This window comes from Campylobacter sp. CCS1377, assembly GCF_040008265.1.
Taxonomy (GTDB): domain Bacteria; phylum Campylobacterota; class Campylobacteria; order Campylobacterales; family Campylobacteraceae; genus Campylobacter_D.
In genome coordinates, this window is record NZ_CP155620.1 from 1,461,978 (window position 1) to 1,483,198 (window position 21,221).

At 30.7% G+C, this 21,221-nt stretch carries 23 protein-coding genes and 1 pseudogene; 7 read left to right on the forward strand and 17 right to left on the reverse strand.

The features are described 5' to 3' along the window. The 6 genes from AAH949_RS07295 to AAH949_RS07320 all read right to left on the reverse strand — a co-directional run bounded on the left by AAH949_RS07295 (window position 1) and on the right by AAH949_RS07320 (window position 3,698). A complete protein-coding gene (locus AAH949_RS07295; RefSeq protein ID WP_348518358.1) occupies window positions 1–336 on the reverse strand; it encodes a hypothetical protein in 336 nt (111 codons plus the stop codon). 67 nt (window positions 337–403) lie between these two features. Further along, window positions 404–739 (reverse strand): hypothetical protein, encoded by a 336-nt coding sequence (locus AAH949_RS07300; protein ID WP_134239269.1) that lies wholly within the window; start codon window positions 737–739, stop codon window positions 404–406. Further along, window positions 729–2,306 carry an ABC-F family ATP-binding cassette domain-containing protein gene (locus AAH949_RS07305; RefSeq protein WP_348518359.1) on the reverse strand — a complete coding sequence of 526 codons (1,578 nt, stop codon included), beginning with the start codon at window positions 2,304–2,306 and terminating at the stop codon, window positions 729–731. The genes AAH949_RS07300 and AAH949_RS07305 overlap by 11 nt, the downstream gene beginning before the upstream one ends. A 107-nt stretch (window positions 2,307–2,413) precedes the next feature. Next, window positions 2,414–2,830 carry a hypothetical protein gene (locus AAH949_RS07310; protein ID WP_348518360.1) on the reverse strand — a complete coding sequence of 139 codons (417 nt, stop codon included), beginning with the start codon at window positions 2,828–2,830 and terminating at the stop codon, window positions 2,414–2,416. A 10-nt stretch (window positions 2,831–2,840) separates the two neighbouring features. After that, window positions 2,841–3,461, reverse strand: a complete 621-nt coding sequence (locus tag AAH949_RS07315; protein ID WP_348518361.1) for a toxin-antitoxin system YwqK family antitoxin — start codon at window positions 3,459–3,461, stop codon at window positions 2,841–2,843. Between the two features lie 9 nt (window positions 3,462–3,470). Beyond that, a complete protein-coding gene (locus tag AAH949_RS07320; RefSeq protein ID WP_348518362.1) occupies window positions 3,471–3,698 on the reverse strand; it encodes a superinfection immunity protein in 228 nt (75 codons plus the stop codon). Window positions 3,699–3,868: 170 nt separating this feature from the next. On the opposite strand from AAH949_RS07320, the gene AAH949_RS07325 reads away from it, so the two are divergent. Both AAH949_RS07325 and AAH949_RS07330 read left to right on the forward strand, forming a co-directional pair. Further along, on the forward strand, window positions 3,869–4,078 hold the full coding sequence (locus AAH949_RS07325) for a transcriptional regulator (protein WP_348518363.1): 210 nt from the start codon (window positions 3,869–3,871) through the stop codon (window positions 4,076–4,078). Window positions 4,079–4,138: 60 nt separating this feature from the next. After that, window positions 4,139–5,038 carry a hypothetical protein gene (locus AAH949_RS07330; RefSeq protein ID WP_348518364.1) on the forward strand — a complete coding sequence of 300 codons (900 nt, stop codon included), beginning with the start codon at window positions 4,139–4,141 and terminating at the stop codon, window positions 5,036–5,038. Window positions 5,039–5,059: 21 nt separating this feature from the next. Here AAH949_RS07330 and AAH949_RS07335 read toward each other — a convergent pair whose 3' ends face one another. Together AAH949_RS07335 and AAH949_RS07340 are read right to left on the reverse strand one after the other, a co-directional pair. Next, window positions 5,060–5,632 carry a YceI family protein gene (locus AAH949_RS07335; RefSeq protein WP_134239280.1) on the reverse strand — a complete coding sequence of 191 codons (573 nt, stop codon included), beginning with the start codon at window positions 5,630–5,632 and terminating at the stop codon, window positions 5,060–5,062. Window positions 5,633–5,718: 86 nt separating this feature from the next. After that, window positions 5,719–6,081 carry an HIT family protein gene (locus AAH949_RS07340; protein WP_348518365.1) on the reverse strand — a complete coding sequence of 121 codons (363 nt, stop codon included), beginning with the start codon at window positions 6,079–6,081 and terminating at the stop codon, window positions 5,719–5,721. Between the two features lie 96 nt (window positions 6,082–6,177). Here AAH949_RS07340 and AAH949_RS07345 point away from each other — a divergent pair, with 96 nt between their 5' ends. Both AAH949_RS07345 and AAH949_RS07350 read left to right on the forward strand, forming a co-directional pair. Beyond that, window positions 6,178–6,828 (forward strand): putative metalloprotease CJM1_0395 family protein, encoded by a 651-nt coding sequence (locus AAH949_RS07345; RefSeq protein WP_134239284.1) that lies wholly within the window; start codon window positions 6,178–6,180, stop codon window positions 6,826–6,828. Between the two features lie 8 nt (window positions 6,829–6,836). After that, the gene (locus tag AAH949_RS07350) at window positions 6,837–7,349 is read left to right on the forward strand and encodes a GNAT family N-acetyltransferase (protein WP_348518366.1); all 513 of its coding nucleotides are present in this window, start codon (window positions 6,837–6,839) and stop codon (window positions 7,347–7,349) included. Window positions 7,350–7,379: 30 nt separating this feature from the next. On the opposite strand, the gene AAH949_RS07355 is transcribed toward AAH949_RS07350, so the two are convergent. The 6 genes from AAH949_RS07355 to AAH949_RS07380 form a co-directional block, all read right to left on the reverse strand. Further along, the gene (locus AAH949_RS07355) at window positions 7,380–8,087 is read right to left on the reverse strand and encodes a hypothetical protein (protein WP_348518367.1); all 708 of its coding nucleotides are present in this window, start codon (window positions 8,085–8,087) and stop codon (window positions 7,380–7,382) included. Beyond that, window positions 8,032–8,334, reverse strand: coding sequence for a hypothetical protein (locus AAH949_RS07360; protein WP_348518368.1), 303 nt, complete (start codon window positions 8,332–8,334; stop codon window positions 8,032–8,034). Before AAH949_RS07360 ends, AAH949_RS07355 begins: the two co-directional genes overlap by 56 nt. 276 nt (window positions 8,335–8,610) lie before the next feature. Then, window positions 8,611–8,766 (reverse strand): hypothetical protein, encoded by a 156-nt coding sequence (locus AAH949_RS07365; protein WP_348518369.1) that lies wholly within the window; start codon window positions 8,764–8,766, stop codon window positions 8,611–8,613. A 50-nt stretch (window positions 8,767–8,816) separates the two neighbouring features. Next, window positions 8,817–10,208 carry a class II fumarate hydratase gene (gene fumC, locus AAH949_RS07370; RefSeq protein WP_348518370.1) on the reverse strand — a complete coding sequence of 464 codons (1,392 nt, stop codon included), beginning with the start codon at window positions 10,206–10,208 and terminating at the stop codon, window positions 8,817–8,819. A 124-nt stretch (window positions 10,209–10,332) separates the two neighbouring features. Further along, window positions 10,333–12,129 (reverse strand): glutamine--fructose-6-phosphate transaminase (isomerizing), encoded by a 1,797-nt coding sequence (gene glmS / locus AAH949_RS07375; protein WP_134239289.1) that lies wholly within the window; start codon window positions 12,127–12,129, stop codon window positions 10,333–10,335. A 3-nt stretch (window positions 12,130–12,132) separates the two neighbouring features. Next, complete coding sequence (locus AAH949_RS07380; protein ID WP_348518371.1) at window positions 12,133–14,529, reverse strand: nucleotidyltransferase; 2,397 nt, start codon at window positions 14,527–14,529, stop codon at window positions 12,133–12,135. Between the two features lie 130 nt (window positions 14,530–14,659). Here AAH949_RS07380 and mqnE point away from each other — a divergent pair, with 130 nt between their 5' ends. Genes mqnE through AAH949_RS07395 form a run of 3 tightly spaced genes read left to right on the forward strand, consistent with a single transcriptional unit; the run spans window position 14,660 to window position 17,508 of the window. Then, window positions 14,660–15,724 carry an aminofutalosine synthase MqnE gene (gene mqnE / locus AAH949_RS07385; RefSeq protein ID WP_348518372.1) on the forward strand — a complete coding sequence of 355 codons (1,065 nt, stop codon included), beginning with the start codon at window positions 14,660–14,662 and terminating at the stop codon, window positions 15,722–15,724. 12 nt (window positions 15,725–15,736) lie between these two features. Next, window positions 15,737–17,056 (forward strand): NCS2 family permease, encoded by a 1,320-nt coding sequence (locus AAH949_RS07390; protein ID WP_348518373.1) that lies wholly within the window; start codon window positions 15,737–15,739, stop codon window positions 17,054–17,056. Between the two features lie 11 nt (window positions 17,057–17,067). Continuing rightward, a complete protein-coding gene (locus AAH949_RS07395; RefSeq protein WP_348518374.1) occupies window positions 17,068–17,508 on the forward strand; it encodes a phosphoribosyltransferase family protein in 441 nt (146 codons plus the stop codon). Window position 17,509: 1 nt separating this feature from the next. Here AAH949_RS07395 and AAH949_RS07400 read toward each other — a convergent pair whose 3' ends face one another. The 3 genes and pseudogenes from AAH949_RS07400 to AAH949_RS07410 form a co-directional block, all read right to left on the reverse strand. Next, window positions 17,510–18,268, reverse strand: coding sequence for a hypothetical protein (locus AAH949_RS07400; protein WP_134239297.1), 759 nt, complete (start codon window positions 18,266–18,268; stop codon window positions 17,510–17,512). 55 nt (window positions 18,269–18,323) lie between these two features. After that, complete coding sequence (locus AAH949_RS07405) at window positions 18,324–19,736, reverse strand: alanine/glycine:cation symporter family protein (protein ID WP_134239299.1); 1,413 nt, start codon at window positions 19,734–19,736, stop codon at window positions 18,324–18,326. 157 nt (window positions 19,737–19,893) lie between these two features. After that, window positions 19,894–21,167: pseudogene (locus tag AAH949_RS07410) on the reverse strand (hypothetical protein). Between the last annotated feature and the right edge of the window lie 54 nt (window positions 21,168–21,221).

Here is a 21,221-nt window from a genome sequence, read left to right on the forward strand (position 1 = left end):
TCACAAAGCATTCAAAATGCTATTTAGCACGGATGGCTGCTTACTTGAAGTTTGAGCATTAGCTTCTTCACTTTGAATGCCTTGATCTTGTTTGAATTTATATGCGTAAAGATTAGCTTTACTTGCATACGCACTATCTGTGTTAAAGGAATTTTGATTGCTACTAACAAAACTTTCTTTGAAAACATCGTTTTCATTTTCTTGATTTGCTAAAACCATATCCATAAAACTTTGTTTAGAACCAGAAGCATCTTCCACTTCCTTATCCACCTTCTTAAAAATCCCACTTTGCACATCATATTCATAAGAGCTGATGGTTTTGTAAGTTACTTGCATAAATCTCTCCTTTTCAAAATATGCTCAAAAAACAAGCAAATTTCATTCCGAAAAGTTTAGTTTTGCATTAGTCTCCGTTGGTAGATAAATGCTCCATATCAAGTTCGTTATTGCGGATAAATTCTTCTTTTGCATGCTTACATTTAATATCCCTAAGCTTGCGGTATTCGTTACGAATAGTAATCTCTTTATCACTCAAAGGCCTATCTTCTAAAAAACTAATGTGAAAATAAGTATCATCTTCCTTTGAATAAGCCTTATAAAAATCCATATAGTCAAAATAATCTTTTCCATTGTCAAATTCAACAATTTCTTCTATATAAATAGTTGGCCCAAAACCCTTGTGATTTTGAGTAAAATGCCCAAAGCCTGCACTGTATTGAACCCTAAATTTAGCCATCATTTTCTCCTAAAAATTCTTGATAAGTCCCACGAAAATCCGTGAGTTTTCCATTTTCTAAATGCCAAATACGATTAGCAAAGGCAGAAACTAGCTCTCTATCATGGCTGATGCAAAGTACTACACCTTTAAAATTATACAAAGCCTCGCCAAGTGCGATAATGCTTTCAAGATCTAGATGATTATCAGGCTCATCTAAAAGCAGAAAATTTGGGCGTTCCAGCATAAGTTTAGACAACATCAAACGATGTTTTTCTCCCCCGCTTAAACTCGCTGCCATTTTTTCTTGATCACTACCACTAAAAAGCATTCTACCTAAACACTTTCGTATTTCGTCTAAGTCTTTGAATTTTTCACTCATAAGCCATTCATAAAGTTTCAAATTTTCACATATTAAATTACTCGTATCTTGAGGAAAATATCCAAGCTCTATGGTTGCTCCTAAATGTAACACTCCGCTATCTGGAGCAATAGCACTTGCTATAATCTTAGCTAAGCTTGATTTACCCACACCATTAGCGCCGATTAGGGCGATTTTGTCGTTTTTTTCGATTTTTAATTCCAAATTTGAAAACAATTCTTTATCATAAGCTTTACTAATGCCTTTAAGTTCTAGAACTTCATTGCCTATCTCGCGATTTGTCCTAAAAACAATACTCGGATCTCTACGGCTTGAAATTTTAATCTCTTCAAGCTCTAATTTTTCCAAAGCTTTTGCGCGGCTTGTAGCTTGCTTTGCCTTAGAAGCATTAGCGCTAAAACGGCGGATGAAATTTTCTAATTCTTCTCTTTCTTTTAAGGTTTTATCGCGTTTAAGCTCGGCTTGTTTTGCCAAAAGTGTCGAAGCCATATACCAATCATCGTAATTTCCAGCAAAATCACGAATTTGTTTAAAATCCACATCTAAAATTCTTGTGCAAATTTTGTTTAAAAAATGCCTATCGTGAGAAATGACAACCAAAGTTCCCTCATGTCTTAAAAGCTCGTTTTCAAGCCAAGAAATCGCTTCTAAATCAAGGTTATTTGTAGGCTCATCTAAAAAAAGCACATCAGCACCTAAAAACAAAACTTGTGCGAGTAAAACTTTAAATTTATCCGCACTTTGTAAGGTACTCATTAAAGCATTAAAATCTTTGATTTTTAAAGAGCTTAAAATTTTCTCGCAACGCGTTTCACAGTCGTAATTTGGATCTTCTTCAGCCGTTATCATTTCAAGTTCGCCTAAGCGCTCGTTGATTTCATCAGTAAATTCTTCGCTCATATAAAGCTTTTCTTTTTCTTTCAAAGCATCGTATAATCGCTTGTTCGCACACATTACCGCATCTTTAATGGTGTAGTTTTCAAAAGCGAATTGATCTTGGCCCAAAACTGCAATTTTTAAACCCTCATCAAATACAACTTCTCCACTACTTGACTCTAACTCACCTGAAAGAATTTTTAAAAAAGTAGATTTTCCCGCACCATTAGCGCCAATTAGTCCGTATCTTTGACCACGAACAAGCTTTAAATTTACATTTTCAAATAAAAGCTGATTTGCAAAACGCATAGTAAGGTTTTTAACTTCAACCATAATTTTCCTTAAATTTTTTAAGGTATTGTAGCAAAAAAGACTTGAAATTAATTTAGTAGTAAAAATTTAATTAAGCAATGATTTCTCATTGCTTAATTTTATAAGCCTTATTCAAAATCTCCATTAACATAAGCTAGATCTGAAATTTCTGTTTTATTTGCACTAGAAACTTTATAAGCAACACTCCAAAGACCTTTCCTATTTTCTCCTTTTAAAGTAGCATTTACCATAGCCATGCAAGAATCGGAATTAAGATCAAAATTTGAAATGGAGTTAATTTCAATCATATCAGTGTAATTTATTTTTCCATAATGTTTAGCCATTTCTTTCATGCTTTTTTCATAAGATTCATAATCAATCCCTTGAGCCTTAAATCCTGATAATTCATACATATTTTTAAAAATTTCACTAGGAATTTTTTCTTTAAGATTTGAAATAACTTCATGATTATTACATTGTTCCAATGGATTAGCTTGAAGACATATAAATCCCATAAATAAAAACAAAATTACTTTTTTTAACATATTTACTCCTTTAACTTTTAGGTTTTGAAACCAAAATACCATTTTTAAACTCTTCTTCTTTAATAATTTCACCATTTTTATAGTATCTAAAAATTCCATTTTTAATTCCATTTTTATAATTTTCTTCAGTCTCTAATGAACCATCTTCATTGTATTCTTTTTGCACTCCATCCATTTTACCCTTATTATCAAAATTATATTCAGCAATTAAAGTGCCATTTATGGAATATTCTTTATAGTTACCTTCAAAATCATCATCATTAATCTTTTTCCCCTTAAATCTTATATTTCCATTGTCGTAATATACTATCAGATCACCATAATAATGGTTGTCTTTAAAATTAGCTTCTGCGATAAGTTGCCCATTTTTAGAATATTCTCTACTCACACCATCTTTTTTTCCATTTTTATAATTCTCTTCAGTTTTTAGCTGACCATTATCGTAAAAAGTTCTTTTTACTCCATGTATCCTTGACTCTTTATTGTAAGGAATTTCTTCCTTCAAATTTCCAGTTGTTGAATATTTGTTTTGTTGAACTCTAACCACATCGCTTGGTTGTCCAGGAAAATCACTTCCGCAACCACTTAATAAAATCGCAATTAAACTACAAGCACTTAAAAATTTTTTCATTTTTTCTCCTTATTTTTCATCTTTTTCTTTAACAATAATAGTTTGTTTGAAACTTCCAGTAAAAGACCATATTAAGCATACAATCCACACAATAAGAGTCCAGCCAAAAAATAAATTCAATAAAGAAATTATCAACCAATTAGAATGTTTTCTACTTAAGCCTATGATAGCGGGTAACATATACAATACAAATAGTAGCATTGTTACAAAAATAGAACCGCCACTTACACCTTCCATTAATTCTCCTTAAATATAGAAATTTAAAAATAAGATTATTCCACACTATAACTTAATTAATATTGAAATATTAAAGGTTTTTAAAATAAAAAATTGAATATTTCAAGTGTTTTTAATAAAGAATTTTTAATGTAAAATCTCAACCAAAAGCTAAATTTTTAAGGTAAAAAATGGCAAAAAAGAGCAAACGCGATATGGCATATGAATTAGATATTGATGTTAGCACTTTGTATAATTGGAGAAAATACAAACCTAATTTATACCGCATCGTTATGCTTGGCTTTAAATTTGACGAACTTTTAGAAAATAGTAGGCAAAATTATGAAGAACTGCTTAAAATAAAACAAAATATACAAGACGAAATTAATAAATTCAAATAAAACCATTTTTAAGCTTTTTTCTATAAAATTTCTACCATAACTTTATCAAAGGCTTATTTAATGTTTTTTTTGCAATCTTTAAGTGTTTTTAGTTTTGTGTTTGAAATTTTGGCTCTTTTTTTATCTTTTTACCTTAAAAATACAAAAATTTTCTTTCTCGCTCTAGCTTTGCTAAGCTTTAGACTCGTTTATCTTTATAGTTGTATTTATCAAGCACATTTGTTTGTTTCTTTGTTTTTGCCTTTTGTATTTTTACTCTTTATCATCACTCAAAATGGAATTTTAGTTTTCGATAAAATCAATTTAAATAAAATTTTCATTTTACTTTTTACTTTATTTTTGTCATTTTTTCTAAGCAAAAGCACAGTTTTTAATGGCTCTTTAAGTAGCTTTGAACTTGGAATTTTTCATCCTATTAGCACCATTAGTTTTTTATGTTTTTTGGCTGAAATTTTATTTTTGTTATTTTTAAATTTAAGAACAAAAGAATGGTATTTGCTCGCCGCTTTTATCGCTTCTTACATTCAATTTTTATTTATTCCAAGCTTACAAGCTTCGTATTTTGAATTTTCATCTTTGATTTTTGTATTTTATCTTGGCTTTAAAACTTATAAAAATGCCTTTTATGATTCTAGCGTGGGACTAAAAAATTACAAAGCACTAAAACGCTTTTGTTTGGGTAAAGAAGGGATGTTTTTAGGTATTTTGCATTTTGAAAATTTATCCTCATCTTTTTTGAAAAAAATGGCTAAATTTATCCAAACCTCACTAAAAACAAAAGTTTTTTTTCATCAAAATCAATTTATTTGCATCTTAAAAAATGAAAAAGACTCAGAAAAATTAGAAAAAATCAAAAACACGCTTTTAAATTCTAGCCTGAGTAAAAGTGAAAATTTTAACATTCACATTAGTGTAACAAAATACGAAAAGTCTTTAGAAGAAAGTTTGAAAGAAAATTAAGCTCCAAAAAAGGAGCTTTGATCATTTTTCATTAGCTTCAACTTCGATAGTAAGCTTGATTTCATCGCCTAAAGTTAAAGTTGGAGTACTTGGAGAGAATTTAAAATCTGATCTTTTGATTTCTCCACTTAAAGAAAATCCTACCTTTTCTTTGCCATTTGGACCTTTAGCTACGCCACCGATTTCAGTATCTAAAACTATATCTTTTGAAACACCAGCTATGGTTAAAGTTCCGCTCATTTTACCTTCATCATTGCTTGTTTTTTCATATTTTTTCATCACAAAAGTCATATCAGGATATTGCTTTGCTTTGAAAAAATCATTTTGCTGGAGGTGATTATCCCTTGTTTTATTATCCGTATCAACAGATGCTACTTTAATAGTTGCTTCAAGTTTTTTAAATTCACTTGTCGCAGGATCATAATCAATCACAGCATCATAATCTTTAAAATTTCCTTTTACATTGCTAATTTGCAAATGTTTAATTTTAAAGCCAACATCAGTGTGGGTTTTGTCTAAAGTGTATTCTTTAGCCAATAATCCAGAACTAAGCAAAGAAACCGCTACAAGCGAACTTAAAAGAATTTTTTTCATCTTTTCTCCTTATAAAATTTTAATTGAAAGTGTAAATTTAACAAACAAAAAATAACAAAAACATAATAATGAAAATAATTCTTAAATTAATCAATTTTCATTTTCAAAAAAGAAACAAAATCATCAAAACTTGGCAATTTTAAATCCTTAACTTCTCTTTGTTGCTTTCCCCACATACACTCAGGAAAAAACGCATCATCTCTAAAACGTGCCATAATATGAAAATGCACTCTTGGAACATAGTTTGCAAAAGAAGCTATATTAATTTTTTCAGGTTTATAAAACTCTATCATAGCCTTTTCGCAAAGTAAAATTTTATCAAAAAGCTCTTTTTGCAAATTACTAGGACAATCACTAAATTCTTTATAAATTTCTTTAGTAAAAATCTTAATCCAAGGCACTTGCGACTCTTCTTTTTCCATATAAATTAAATCATTTTCGTAAAACATTTTTTTCCTTGAAAATATTTTTAAATATTTTACAAAATTTATCCATTCTTTAGTCAAAATAAGTAGAATAAAAATAAAAATTTTTAGGAGGGTAAAATGCAAATTAATGCTAATAGTAATTTTTATGATTATTCTAAAAACTCTTCTAAAGAAATAAAAAATTCAAATTCCCTAACCCAAAATTCTTCAATTTCTAATACCGATGAAAAAGAAAATAAAGAAAACAAACAAACCCAAAATGTAAATGGAGTTGAGCTTGATGCAAAGCAACTACAACAACTTCGCGAACTTCAAAGCATTGATAGAAATGTAAAAGCCCACGAAGCAGCACACCAAGCTGCAGGTGGAGGCTTAGCAGGTGCTGCAAGTTTTACATACACCAGAGGTCCTGATAATCAAATGTATGCTGTAGCGGGCGAAGTGCCTATAAAAATGCAAAAAGGAAGGACACCCGAAGAAACCATAGCCAACGCACGTCAAATCATAGCCGCCGCAATGGCACCAGCCGATCCTAGTCCACAAGATTATAAAGTCGCTGCAAATGCTGTTAAAATGGAATTTGAAGCAAGAGCTGAAGCTATGAAAATAAAGGCTGAGGAAGCACAAAAAGATAAGGAAAAAACAGAAGAAACAAAAGACAAAGAAAACTCCAAAGACTCTACAAATTCCAAAAATAACACAGAAAATAATGAACAAGAATTTAAAAGTTTCATAGCCAAAACCTATCAGCAAAATTCGCAAAGCTAGGACTTTGATTGAAAGAAAAAATAGATTTTAAACTAGAAAATGAAAGATTGATACTTAGATATTTTAATGAAAATGATATAAAAGCTTTGTATTTTTTGCTAAAAGATGAAAAAGTAAATACCTTTTTACCATGGTTTGCCTTAAAAAATATAACTGAAGCAAAAAGATTTTACAAACAAAAAATAAAAAATCAAAAATATTTTTTTGCCATTTGCTTAAAAAGCGATAATTATCCTATAGGTTATATCAATATAGATACAAATGATGGCTATGAACTTGGCTACGCACTCTGTGAAAAATTTTGGAATCAAGGCATTGCCACACAAGCAAGCCAAATGCTTTTAAAATTTTTAAAAAACGAAAATATTCCCTACATCACAGCAACACACGATGAAAATAATCCAAGCAGCGGGAAAATCATGCAAAAAATAGGAATGAAATATTGTTATTCTTACCAAGAGCAATGGAAACCTAAAAATATTTTAGTTGTTTTTAAATTGTATAGGCTAAATCTTACATAAAGAAAATATCCAAATCATTATAAAAACAATTTAAGCCTTAATATCTATGCTTTTTGGTACAGAATTTAAAGAAAGAATTTTATTAAATTCCCCTGCGTCATCATCGCCAAATTTACTTTTAAAATTTTCGCCAAAAAGAATTTCTAGCTCATCGCTTGTGCCAAATTTAGTTTCTAGTAGCTTTTTTAAAAGCTCATTCATTTTATTATCATCTTTGTAAGTTTCGCTTGAACTTTGCGCTTGTATAGGTTTTCTCTTTTTTTGTGCTTCTTCAATTGCTTTTGTATCATCATTAGGCTTTCCAGTAGGATATTTATCATAATCTATACCTTTTGCCTTTTCTGCTTCTTTTAGTGATTTTACAAATTCATCGTGCCTTTGTTTAAAATCAAGATATTTAGTTTTAAATTCTTCTAAACTCATATTAGAGTTAATCATTTCTTGATATTCTTTATCTAAATTCATAGCTTGTATAGTCAAAGTACTATTTCCTATATCTTGACTTCTTTTTATAAAAAGTTTCATTGATAGTTTTTCACTAATAATATCCCAAATATCATCTCCCGAACCACTTTTAAAAGCAATTTGAATTTTATTAGCATTTATAAAATTGTGAAATTCTTTTAATTTTGCCTCATTTGTATTTCCGTCTATATTTATGAGTTTTCCAAGTAAATTCGTTTCACCTTTTACTAAAAAAGTTCCATACGAGGTTGAAAAAATTTGTATTATTAACAAAAGCCATTAAAACTCCGCCTTTATCTACACTACCATCTAAATTTTTATACACATTTTTATCAATAAAAGCGACACTATCATTATAAAAAATACTACCAGCATCAATCGGCATAAGTTTAACACCGATGCCAATTCCAAGATTTTTCATAGTATTAAAGGTCAAACTACCTTTATGATTAATCGTGAGAAAATTTTTGCTGTATTCTTCAAAAGTATAGGTTTTGTTTATATTTAAATTTTTATCCACAGTAAAAGCATAAGGGATATTTGCTAAATCTTGTGCAGAAAAGCTAGAATTTGAATTTTGTGGAACAAGTTGTGAAAAAACTTTATAAGTATTTTAAATGTTTGTGCTATATCAATTTTGCTATACATAGCCAAAAACTGCTCTTCACTCTCTTGAAATTTCACAAAACTTTCTACACTTTTAGGATAATCTTATAATCTTTAGGTAATCCTGCAACTTCATTAAAATCACTTGTAAAAAAACCATCTTTATCTACGCCATAGCCTAGTATTTTGCTTACTGCTTGCGGTTTATCACTAACAAGGTTTGAGTATCATTTGCAACATTAGATGATTTTGTATTTGGAGTATTTAAATTTAAAGAAGAGTTATTTTCTTTTTTGATATTAATATTAAAATTTACAAAAGGATTGTTAAAAGCTCGAATTATCATTGCCTGCCTTTCTAGTATTATTATGCTAGATTGGCAGAATAAATTAAAAATTAAGCTTTTGGACCTATCATTTTAGTAGGATCAACGAATTTATTAAAGTCTTCTTCACTAACAAGTCCTAATTCCATAGCACTTTCTTTTAATGAAATGCCTTTTTTATGTGCATTTTTAGCTACTTTTGCTGCATTTTCATAACCAATATGCGGATTTAATGCAGTTACTAACATTAAGGAATTGTGCAAATTATGATCGATTTTTTCGCGGTTTGGTTCAATTCCTATGGCACAATGGATATTAAATGAATGCATAGAATCAGCAAGTAAATCAAGACTTTGCAAGAAATTATAAATAATTACTGGCTTAAATACATTAAGCTCGAAATTTCCTTGACTCGCAGCAAAGCCAATAGCTGCATCATTTCCCATTACTTGCACCGCAACCATAGTAATCGCTTCACATTGAGTAGGATTTACCTTACCTGGCATAATAGAACTTCCTGGCTCATTTTCTGGGATAATAAGCTCACCAAGACCACATCTAGGACCTGAAGCAAGCCATCTGATATCATTTGCTATTTTCATTAAATTTGCAGCCAAGCCTTTCATTGCCCCATGGGTAAAATTGATCGCATCATGACTTGTTAAAGCGTGGAATTTATTTGGACTTGAGACAAATTTTGTACCAATAAGTTTACTAAGCTCTTCACTTACTTTCTCGCTTAATTCTGGATGTGCATTAAGTCCTGTTCCTACTGCTGTCCCACCAATCGCTAATTCTCTTAAAGTTGGCAGTGAAGCGATGATTTGCTCTTTTGAGTGCAAAAGCATAGATAAATATCCGCTAAATTCTTGCGCTAAAGTAAGCGGAGTTGCATCTTGTAAATGCGTGCGACCGATTTTTATAATGCCTTCGAATTCTTTTACCTTTTTTTCAAAAGTAGCGATTAATTCATCAAGTGCTGGGATAAGTTTTTTCTCTACTTGCTCTACCGCAACTATGCTCATAGCAGTTGGGAAAGTATCGTTTGAGCTTTGAGACATATTTACATGATCGTTTGGATGCACTAATTTTTCTTTACGAAAATCCCCGCCCATAATTTCAGTAGCACGATTTGCAATCACTTCATTCATATTCATATTACTTTGTGTACCCGAACCTGTTTGCCAAATCGCAAGTGGGAAATTATCATCAAATTTACCCGCGATTATCTCATCGCAAGCTTGCACAATAGCGTTTTTCTTAGTATCATCAAGTTTGCCAAGCTTGTTATTTACCAAAGCTAGAGATTTTTTGAGATTTGCAAAAGCATAAATTAAAACCTTAGGCATTTTTTCACAACCAATTTTGAAATTTTCAAAACTTCTCTCAGTTTGTGCTCCCCAATACTTGTCGTTTGGGACTTTGATCTCACCCATAGTGTCGTGTTCGATTCTGTATTCCATATCTTTACCTTTCTAAAAATATCCTTGTATTTAAACAAAAAATAACATAAATTTAGCTTAGAAATTAAAATTGATTTAAAATTTAAAAGAAGCTGTGCAGTTTGCAACTAAAACTGCACGAAAATCATTCAACCGTTACGCTTTTGGCTAAATTTCTTGGCATATCCACATCATTGCCAAGTCTTATGGAAATTTCCATAGCCAAAAGTTGGGTGATCACCATCATTTCAAAAAATTCACACATATAGTGGCTTTGCTCATTTGTTTTGATAAAATCATCACTCAAATCAAATTCCAAAGGCGAAATGCTAAGCACAGTAGAATCCCTTGCGATAAGTTCTTCGACATTTGACTTGGTTTTTTCATAAAGCATATTTTTTGGCATTAAAGCTATAGTATAAAGCTTAGAATCAGCCAAAGCAATAGGTCCATGCTTCATTTCTCCAGCCGGATAGCCTTCAGCATGTAAGTAAGATAATTCCTTAAGTTTTAAAGCCCCCTCTAAAGCCAAAGGATAAAAAACATCTCTTCCTATAAAGAAAAAGCCGTGTCCATCTAAATAACGCTTGGATAAACGATGAATTTTTTCATGTAAATTTTGTTTCACAATCACGCAATTTGGCGTATGCAAAAGGGCTTTGATTTCACTTACAACATTTAAATTCCTTTTTTGTGCCATAAAAATGGCTAACATCCAAAGGGTTAAAACCTGTGTTGCAAAAGCCTTAGTTGATGCCACACCTTTTTCAATACCTGCACGCGTTAAAAGACTTAAGTGCGCCAAACGAACGATATTAGAATTATCCACATTACAAATAGCAAAAGTTTTTGCACCCTGTTCTTTTGCGATTTTTAAAGCCTCTAAAGTATCAGCTGTTTCGCCACTTTGAGAAATTACAATAAATAAAGAATTTGGCTTTACAATGGCTTCTCGATAACGAAATTCGCTAGCAATTTCTACTTTAGCCTTAACTTTTGCAATTCTTTCAAATAAATAAGCACTTGCCATAGCCGCATGATAACTTGTCCCACAAGCACAAAGCGTGATCTCATCCACATTGTTTAAATTTTCATTTTCAAGCTCATCAAAAATCACTTCTTCGCCTTGAATTCTACCCATTAAAACTTCACTCATCACGCGACTTTGCTCGTAAATTTCTTTTTCCATAAAAAAGCGAAAACCATCTTTTTTTGCATAAGCCTTATCACCTGAAAGTTTTGTAAAAATATTTTGTTTTAATTGATCATTTTCATAAATAATAAGCTCGTTTTCATTAGCGTATCCAAAACTCAAATCTTCAAGATAAATCACTTCTTCGCAAAGTCCTATTAAAGGCGCATCGCCACTAGAAAAATAAACTTCATTTTGACTATTTTTTCCTATGATTAAAGGGGCTGCATTTTTAGCAAAAAATACACGATTTGGCTCTTTTTTTGTGATTAAAAGCGTAGCAAAAGCTCCACGAAGTTCTTTAATGGTATTTTCCCAAGCTTTGAAAACTTCCATTTGCGCTGCGTAAAATTCAAAAAGCCTAACTATCACTTCAGTATCTGTTTGACTTAAAAAACCAATGCCTTTACTTTCTAATTTATCTTTAATCTCTTTATAATTTTCTATAATGCCATTATGAATCACGCAAGAATACTCGCCCAAATGCGGATGCGCGTTAATTTCTGTTGGTTTTCCATGGGTTGCCCATCTAGTGTGCCCTATAGCAAAACCATAACCTTCGCTTGTGAAATTTGCACATTTGTTTGCCAAATTTTCAAGCTTTCCTACTGCCTTAAAAAAACTTAAATCTCCATCTTTCATCACAGCTAATCCCGCGCTATCATAACCACGATATTCAAGCTCTTTAAGTCCATTTAAAATGGTTTGTTTTTTTTCGTTTTTTCCTATATATCCTACTATTCCACACATTTTTTACTCGCTTATTAAAGATTTTAAAATATTTTGCCTTTGTTCTATTAGATTAGAATCCTTTCTAAAAATATAAATATTGCGCGTTCTTTGTCTAATAGTTTGAATTTTTGCCGCACTTAAATCGAGCTTAAATTCATTAAAAACATTCATCACATACGCCATTAAGCCTTGCTGATCCTTAGCATTAATGCTTAATTTTGCATAGGTTTTTGAATACTCAAGATCAAATTTTAACTCTTCTTTTTTAATGATTGGCTTTGCAAGGGCTTTATTTTTATCGTTCTTATGCAAATTTGCTTCCAATAAAAAAGCCAAATTTTGCTTTTGTTCATCGCTTATAATGTTATTATATTCAAATTTTAAATAAATTTTTTCATCAAAAAGCTCAAAAAAACTCATAAATACCAAATTTAAATTTGCCAAAGCCGATAAAATCTTTTCTAAATTTAAACCCTTATTTGCTGTCATTTCAAAAATAAGATTTTTCTCATTATTAAACCAAAATTTACTTGAATTTTCATTGGCAATTAAGGCAATTTTAACGATATCCTCAAAAGAATTTTTAATAAAAAATAAATTAGATTTTATATGCGCAATTTTATCTTGCATATTAGGACTTAAATCCATAAAAATCTTACTTCTTTTAAGGGTTTGCTCTTTTTTTACTCGCCTTGAGGTTTCATCAATTAAATTCTCATCTTCAAATGCGGTTTTTGCATTAAGAACCAATTTATCTAAACTTTTAATGAAAAAATGGCTCGCACAATTACTTGCCTTAGCAGCATTTAAGGTCAACAAGGCAAGCAGATCGAGATTTTTTAAATTTTCAATTTTTGAAAGCAAGGTGCAAACGATGATGGGATTATAAATATCTTCTTTTTCGATGATGTCTTTCATGGCATTATAGTTTTTTAAAAACTTCAAACCAAATTCTAAAATTTCGTTGCTAAGTTCTAATTTCGCACAATACGCCCTATAAATATTCCCTAAAGAAATTTCATTTTCTTCTCTTAGCGCGCTCATTAAAATCACAATTTTTAAGATCATTTTTTCATCGGCACTTAAACTTTGCAAAATTTCATTATCTTGCAATTTTTCAAATTCATACAAGGCCAAAAAAGCTTGCTCATCAACACTATAAACACCTTCATCATTTAAAATAAAACGCATCATCATAAAAGGCTTAAACAAATCATAAAGCAAAGCACTATCAAGCAAAAGCTTTAAAATGCCAAAACTGTGCTTTCTATAAAAAATTGATCTAAAATCCAAAAAAGACTGCTCTAAGTCCATTTTGCTAAATTTTAATCTTTTTAAAGCAAAAACCACGCTGATATCAAACTCCAATTCTTTATCTTCTAAAGAATTTAAATTTCTCAATGCATCTTTTAATTTAATAAAATTTTTTGTTGTATAAATTTTATCTTCATAAAAAACCAAACTTCCATTATCTAAAAAGCGTTGGTAAAAATTTTTATCTCTTTGCATACAAGCAAGCAAATAATATACATAAATTCCCGTTGTGTGCATACTTTGCATTGCTTTTTGTAAAAGAGAGGTTTTAGCATCAATGTATTTTTTATCTTTTTTATGCAAAAGTCGTGAAATATCATTTAAGTCATTTAAACTTAAAACACTAACATCTTTTTGTGCATTAATGTTCATCGCAGATTGCAAGGATAATAAAAAATCACTCGCGAGTCTTAATTCGCTTAATTCTTTTTCGCTTATAAATTCCAAAGCATAATTTTTAGAAGAATGTTTAAAAAGAGTAAGCAAAAGATCTAAATTTCCATACTCTAAAAGCCCTCCAAAATCTTTTTTGATATCAAATTCTTGTTTGATAAAAGGTATATTGTCTTTTTCAAATTTGGCAAACAAAAACTCTGCAAATTCTTCTTCGTATTCTTTAAAAACCTCTTCAAATTTTTGTTTGGCTATTTTAAAAAGTCTTTTAGAGCCGCAAAGAAATCTGTGTTGTAAAATTTTTTGTTTGAGTTCATTTTTAGCAATGCTACTTAAGCCATTAAGTTCGCAAATTTGATAATTGATTGGAAGTCTTACATCATTTAAAAAAGCGATTAAATTTTTAATCATAGGCTTAATATCATAAGCTTTAATATCCTTATAAACAAAAAGCAAATCAACACTTTCATAAGCACAAAGTTGATGCCTAGCATATTGTCTTGTCGCAATCATACAAAAAGGGATATTTTCTATAGAAGGAAAAAAGTCCTCAAAACAATCTTGGAGCACAATTTCAAAAATTTTCTTAATAAAACCATCAATTTGCTTGGAATGATGCAAACTAAACGCACCTTGCCTTGTGAAATATTTAGAATTATGCTCAAAGTATTCATTAAGTTTTAATTTAACTTTTTCTATGTCTTTTTTCATTTTTCATTAACCCAATATTTTTAAAACATCTTAACAAAATTATCTTTTATTTTGGCTTTTTCTATAAACTCTTTTTCAGTAAGCAAAAATTATAATGTGTGTTTAAAAAATTCAACTCAAAGTGAAATCAATGAAAAATTTATTCCAAAAACTAGAAAATGAAGAAAGATTAAATCAAGATGAAGCAAATGCTTTGTGGGATTTAGATCTTTTTACTTTAGCTAAATTTGCACAAAAAAAACGCACAAAACTTCACGGAAAAAAAGTCTATTTTAATATCAATCGCCATATCAATCCTACAAATATTTGTGCAGATACTTGTAAATTTTGTGCTTTTTCTGCACACCGCAAAAATCCAAATCCTTATATGATGAGCCATGAAGAGATTATGAAAATCGTTGATGAAACCATCACACGCGGTACAAAAGAAGTACATATCGTTTCAGCGCATAATAAAGACACAAGTTGGCAGTGGTATTTAGAAATTTTTAAAATGATTAAAGAAAAATATCCACAAATTCATGTAAAAGCTATGACCGCAGCAGAAATAGACTTTTTACATCGTCGTTTTGCAATGAGCTATGAAGAAGTAATAGAAAAAATGCTAGAATACGGAGTAGATTCCATGCCTGGTGGTGGAGCTGAAATTTTTGATGAAGAAATCAGGAAGAAAATTTGCCATGGAAAAGTCAGCAGTGAAAATTGGCTAAAAATTCACAAACTTTGGCACCAAAAAGGTAGACAAAGCAATGCTACTATGCTTTTTGGACATATTGAGGAAAGACATCACAGAATCGATCATTTATTAAGACTTCGCTCTTTACAAGATGAAACAAACGGTTTTAATGCTTTCATTCCTTTAGTTTGGCAAAGAGATAATAGCTTTATACAAACAGATAAAATTATAGATAGCGAAGAAATTCTAAAAACCATTGCTATTTCTCGCTTAGTACTTGATAATATCAGAAATATCAAAGCTTATTGGGCGACAATGACTTTAAATTTAGCTATGGTTGCACAAGAATTTGGGGCCAATGACTTAGATGGAACCATAGAAAAAGAAAGCATACAAAGTGCTGGTGGAGCAAAATCCGCTAAAGGCACAAGCCTAAAAACTTTCATTGATATGATAAAAACTGCAAATTTAATCCCAGTAGAGCGCGACAGTCTTTATAATGAGTTGAAAATCTACTAAAAAAGGTACAAAATGGACTTTTTCAAACTCAAAGAAAATAATACCAATCTTCGCACCGAAATCATCGCAGGACTTACAACCTTTTTAGCTATGGTTTATATCATTCCTGTAAATTCAAGCATAGTTAGCAACACAGGAATGCCTATAGAAGCACTAATTACCGCAACCGCTTTAATTACAATTATTGCAAGTGCCTTTAATGCTTTTTTTGCCAATACTCCAGTAGCTATGAGTGTTGGAATGGGTTTAAATGCTTATTTTACCTTTAGTGTTTGCATAGGACAAAAAATCGCTTGGCAAAGTGCTTTAGGCGCGGTTTTTATTTCAAGTATGATTTTTCTTCTTCTTTCTTTTACGCATTTTCGCCTTTGGGTGATTCGCAATATCCCTAAAGATTTACGTTTAGCAATTTGTGCGGGAATTGGTTGCTTTATAGCCTTTTTGGGCTTAAGTCAAATGGGTATTATCGCACCAAATAAAGACACTTTAGTCAGTATAGGAAATTTTAAAAGTTCTCATGTGCTTTTTGGAATTTTTAGCTTAATTTTAATCATCTTTTTTTGGGCTATAAAATTACGCGGAGCGTTTATTTTAGGTGTTTTGATAAGTTCTATTATTGCTTGGACTTTTGAGATTGATAATGCAAGTTTTCCTGATAAGCTCATCTCTTTGCCAAATTTCAGTGCAGAAAATGGCTTGGGTGTGATTTTTTTACAGCTTGATATCAAAAGTGCTTTAGATATCACAATGATACCTATTATCCTAACTTTTTTCATCACTCAGCTTTTTGATAGCATAGGCACAATTACGGGCGTGGGCGAAAGAGGTAAAATCTTTGATGATCCTACAAATGGAGAGAAAAAACTAGGCAAAACCTTAATGGCAGATGCTACAAGCTCGGCTTTGGGTGCATTAACTGGTACTTCAACGGTTACTGCTTTTGTTGAAAGCACCACAGGAGTTGAAAGTGGCGGCAGAACCGGACTTACCGCTTTAGTCGTAGCTATTTGCTTTGCTTTTACGCTTTTTTTACTGCCACTTTTTAAAGCCATTCCTGCAAATGCGATTTATCCAGTGCTTGTAATGGTTGGAATTTTAATGTTTATGGAAGTAAAAAATATCGATTTTAAAGATAATGCTATTGCGGTAGCTAGCTTTTTTACCATCATTATGATGCCTTTTACTTATTCAATCACTACAGGTTTTGCTTTTGGTTTTCTTTCTTATTTATGTGTGCGAATTTTTAAGCAAGAATGGGATAAAATCAATCTTGGTATCATTGTTTTGAGCTTAATCTCTTTGGGAAATTTTTTACTCATTGCTTTACAATGAAAGGACGAAAAATGATTTTTTATTCTTATAATGAATTTAAAGAAGATGTAAAAACTTTAGCTAGGGAAATTAAAAAAGATTTTGATCCTGATGTGCTTTTAGCCATAGCAAGAGGTGGAATGAGTTTAGGACACTCCTTAGCAGTTGCTTTAAACACACGCAAGCTTTTTGCTCTAAATTCCATCCACTATGATGATACAAAAAAGCTTGATACTATTGAAATTTTTAATATCCCTGATCTTAGCCAATATAAAAAAATCTTGCTCATTGATGATATTGTCGATAGTGGAGAAAGTTTAGTGGAAATTAAAAGGGTTTTGCTTGAAAAATTTCCACATATTGAGTTAAAAATTGTTACTATTTTTTATAAAAAAAGTGCTCTTTTGCAACCTGATTTTAAAATCAAAGAAGCAAAAGAATGGGTCGAGTTTTATTGGGATATTAAAATTTAAGCTATTTAACTCTTAAATTCATTATTACATTACTTAAAGCATAATTTTGTTCGTTTTCTCTTGGCATATATAAAGATTTAAGATTATGCCCACTTAGAGATTCTAAAATATTTATTAATTCAAATTTATTGAGAGATTTAAATTCATTTAAAAGCCTCAAATAAAGCTCTAAACTCAAATAATCCCCATTCATTCTAAATGCACTGCTCGCTTTTTCATCTATATAAAATTTATTATCCTTAAGATAAAAATACCATTTTAAATTCTCATCTTGTAATAAAATTTGATAAAAATTTAAAAGACTATTCTTGCTATTTAAATCTAAAAAATTAAAATAAATTTTTTCTTTTGCCAAAGCGTTTTTTAATGCATTTAAAGAATCAAAAGTTGTATTAATCATTTTTTTGTTTTCTAAAGAATAAACCACATTTTCTTCTTTTTTTCTATCAATTGCGTATTGCATTAAAGGATTTTGATATTTTGTGTCACTATTGATAAGTATATTAATATAAAAATTTTCATTATTCTGTCTTGGAATTTCAAGCAAATGCAAAAGATTATCCGGAACATAAAAAGCATTTAAAGGCATGGTGAAATATTTTTGATAGATATTGCCTTCACTTAAATTTTCTGTCTTGCTTAAGAAGCTTTCTTTATTTAAATTTAAAAGCATTGTGCTACCAAAACCTAACAAAACTAAATTTTTTAGATCTTGCAGAGCTTTTCTTTTTTCCAAATCAATTCTTAATATTTTTTGCATTTTATTTTCCTTATTAAAAAATTTTAGGAAAGATCTCAAACGAGATCTTAAATCATTATTTCCAACACTCAGTATCAAAAATTCCTACATCACTTGCTTTAAATATAGGATTTTTACCTTCTTTTCTTTGCTTTTCATAATCTTTTAACACTTTAATAGCAATATTTCCCAAAAGTAAAATCGCCACGATATTAGTAAGAGCCATAATCCCCATAACCACATCTGCAAAATTCCACGCAAGTTCCAAATTAAGCTGAGAACCGATAAATATCATAACCACTGCACTTAAACGAAAAATATATAAAGCCTTTTTGCTTTCTGTTATGAATTTAAAATTCATCTCTGAATAAAAATAATTTCCGATTAGAGAAGTAAAAGCAAAAAGCACAACTGCAATACTCACGAAATGCAAGCCAAATTCTCCAAAATGTCCATACATTACCTTTTGTATTAGTGGCATACCCTGAAGTCCCTCTAAATTTTCTTGCGAACAAAGTACCATAAAAGCAGTTGCTGAACAAATGATGAGTGTATCGATAAAAACTGATAGAGTTTGCACCATTCCTTGTTTTGCTGGATGGCTTGTGTGAGCTGCAGCTGCAGCATTAGGTGCTGAACCCATACCTGCTTCATTGGAAAATAATCCTCTTTTAATACCTATTACAATGGCGCTTCCTGCAAAACCGCCGAAAATAGCTTCAAAGTCAAAAGCTTTTTGTGCTATTTCTGTAAAAATTCTAGGCAGAGCTTCAAGATTTGTCGCAATCACAACAATGGCTACCAACAAATAACCAAACGCCATAATAGGCACAATAAGCTTAGAAATAAAAGCGGTCAATTTTCCTCCACTAAAGAAAAATACTGCCGTTAAAAGAGCTAAAATAAGTCCAACAAAAGTCGTAATATAACCTTCATTAAAAGCCTCTTTGCCTACATAAAATTCAAATGCTGAAGTAAGAGTGTAAGATTGCAAACCGTTAAAACCATAAGTAAAACACAAAATCAAAGATAATGCAAATATAACCCCAAACGCTTTTGATTTTAATGCACTATGAATATAATAAGCCGGTCCACCCTTATAGTTATGCTCACCCTCTCTTCTTTTATAAACTTGTGCCAAGGTACTTTCCACAAACGCACTTGCTCCACCAAATATCGCCACAATCCACATCCAAAAAAGCGCCCCTGCGCCTCCTGTGCTAATAGCAAGTGCTACACCAACAATATTCCCTATACCCACTCTTGAGGCAGTAGAAATCATCAAAGCGGCAAAAGGTGAAATGTGCTCTTTTTGACTCTTTTCTCTCAAAATCATAAAAGCTTGAGGCAAAAACTTAAGCTGAATAAATCCTGTTCTAAAAGTAAAATACAAACCGCAAGCTATCAATACAAATACTAAAATATAAGTATATAAAACATCACTAGCGCTTGAAATAAAGTTTGAAAATGCTGTCATTATGGAATCCATTAAAGCAACTTTATCTTCCATTTAACTCCTTTAATTTTGAAAAATTTTAAAAATAAATTATAACGACTATAAACTTTTACAATCCATAAATACAAGCAAAGTTTTAATGATTGCTAAGGAATAAAAGCGAATTTGTAACAAATCACCCTATGATTTGCTACATTTCATCTCTAATACCCATATCTTCACCAAATTTTAGAATTTTAGCTCTAAGTTCCCTTGGGAAATTATATCTATAAATAGCAGGGATTCTTGGATCAAGGAGTTTATCTAAATATCCTCTTTTATAAATCCATTCTAGTCTTTCAGGTGTAAAATAATAAGGGGCATTGGGATAGCCTTGAGGAGGAGTGAGGGCTGCGAGTTTGGCACTTAATACTAGGGTATCTCTATCCAAAGCAGCTTGTTGTTCACTCCATTCATTTGGAGTATCTACATCAAATCTAGTTACCATTCCATTTTCGTATCTATCCATAGCATCATCAAATTCATTTCTACTTTCAGGAGTAGAATCTACATCTCTTGGATCTTTTAATTTACCTTTTTCAATATCATTATATAAAGCCCAAATGATTCTGCCTTCTTCATCATAGGCAAAATCATATTTATTTAAATCAATCACCCAATCTACTCCCATAATCTCATCTATAAAAGGTAGCATACCAAATTCATCTAATAAACTCTCATAATGATGATCGTGTAAATCGTAAATCATTTTTGCTCTAAGCTTATTCCAATGTTGCCCTGTAAGAAAAGAATTAGAACACAATACTGCCAAACCTAAACTTTTAAAAGCATTTTTATCTCCAAGTTGAGCTTGTAAAAATAAAGCTTGTTGTTGTCTTGCTTTAAATCCTACAGCAGCTGTGGGACTAGCTTTATATTTCCTAAAAGTAAAGCAGACAATTCCCATTCATTAAAAAAAGAATAAGATTTTAATGTTCCACGATGAGCCCTTACTTCATCATAAATATAAGCATATTCTTCATTGATTAATTTTCCTTTTTCATCTACATTACAATATGCATCATAAGGTATATCTATAACAGTACTTCTAAGTCCACTTCTTATAATTAAATATTTATATCTTTCTCTTTTAGTTTTTAAAGATTTATAATAAGCTTTTTCTGCTTTAGTCCAAGGAGCTATAGCTCCTTTTATAGGATCTTTTAAATATATGCTTTGCCAATCTTTAAATTCTAAAAGAGTGGATCTCTCTCCTGTATAAAAGTTAGGATCTAGATACTTGGGTTTATAGTCTTTGTAGGGGGAGTTTTTCATAATATGATAAGATTTAAAAACCGCTTTGGAATATTCTTGGGTATAATCGCCTGTGGGTTTAATATTTTCTTTAAATAGTATTTTATTGGTATCTTTTTCCACATCTAATGTTAATCCATTGGGTGTATAAATTTTATAAGTTTCACTCATTTTTATCCTTTCTTAATTTAACCCATGTATAAACCATCTTCTATGATTATAGTC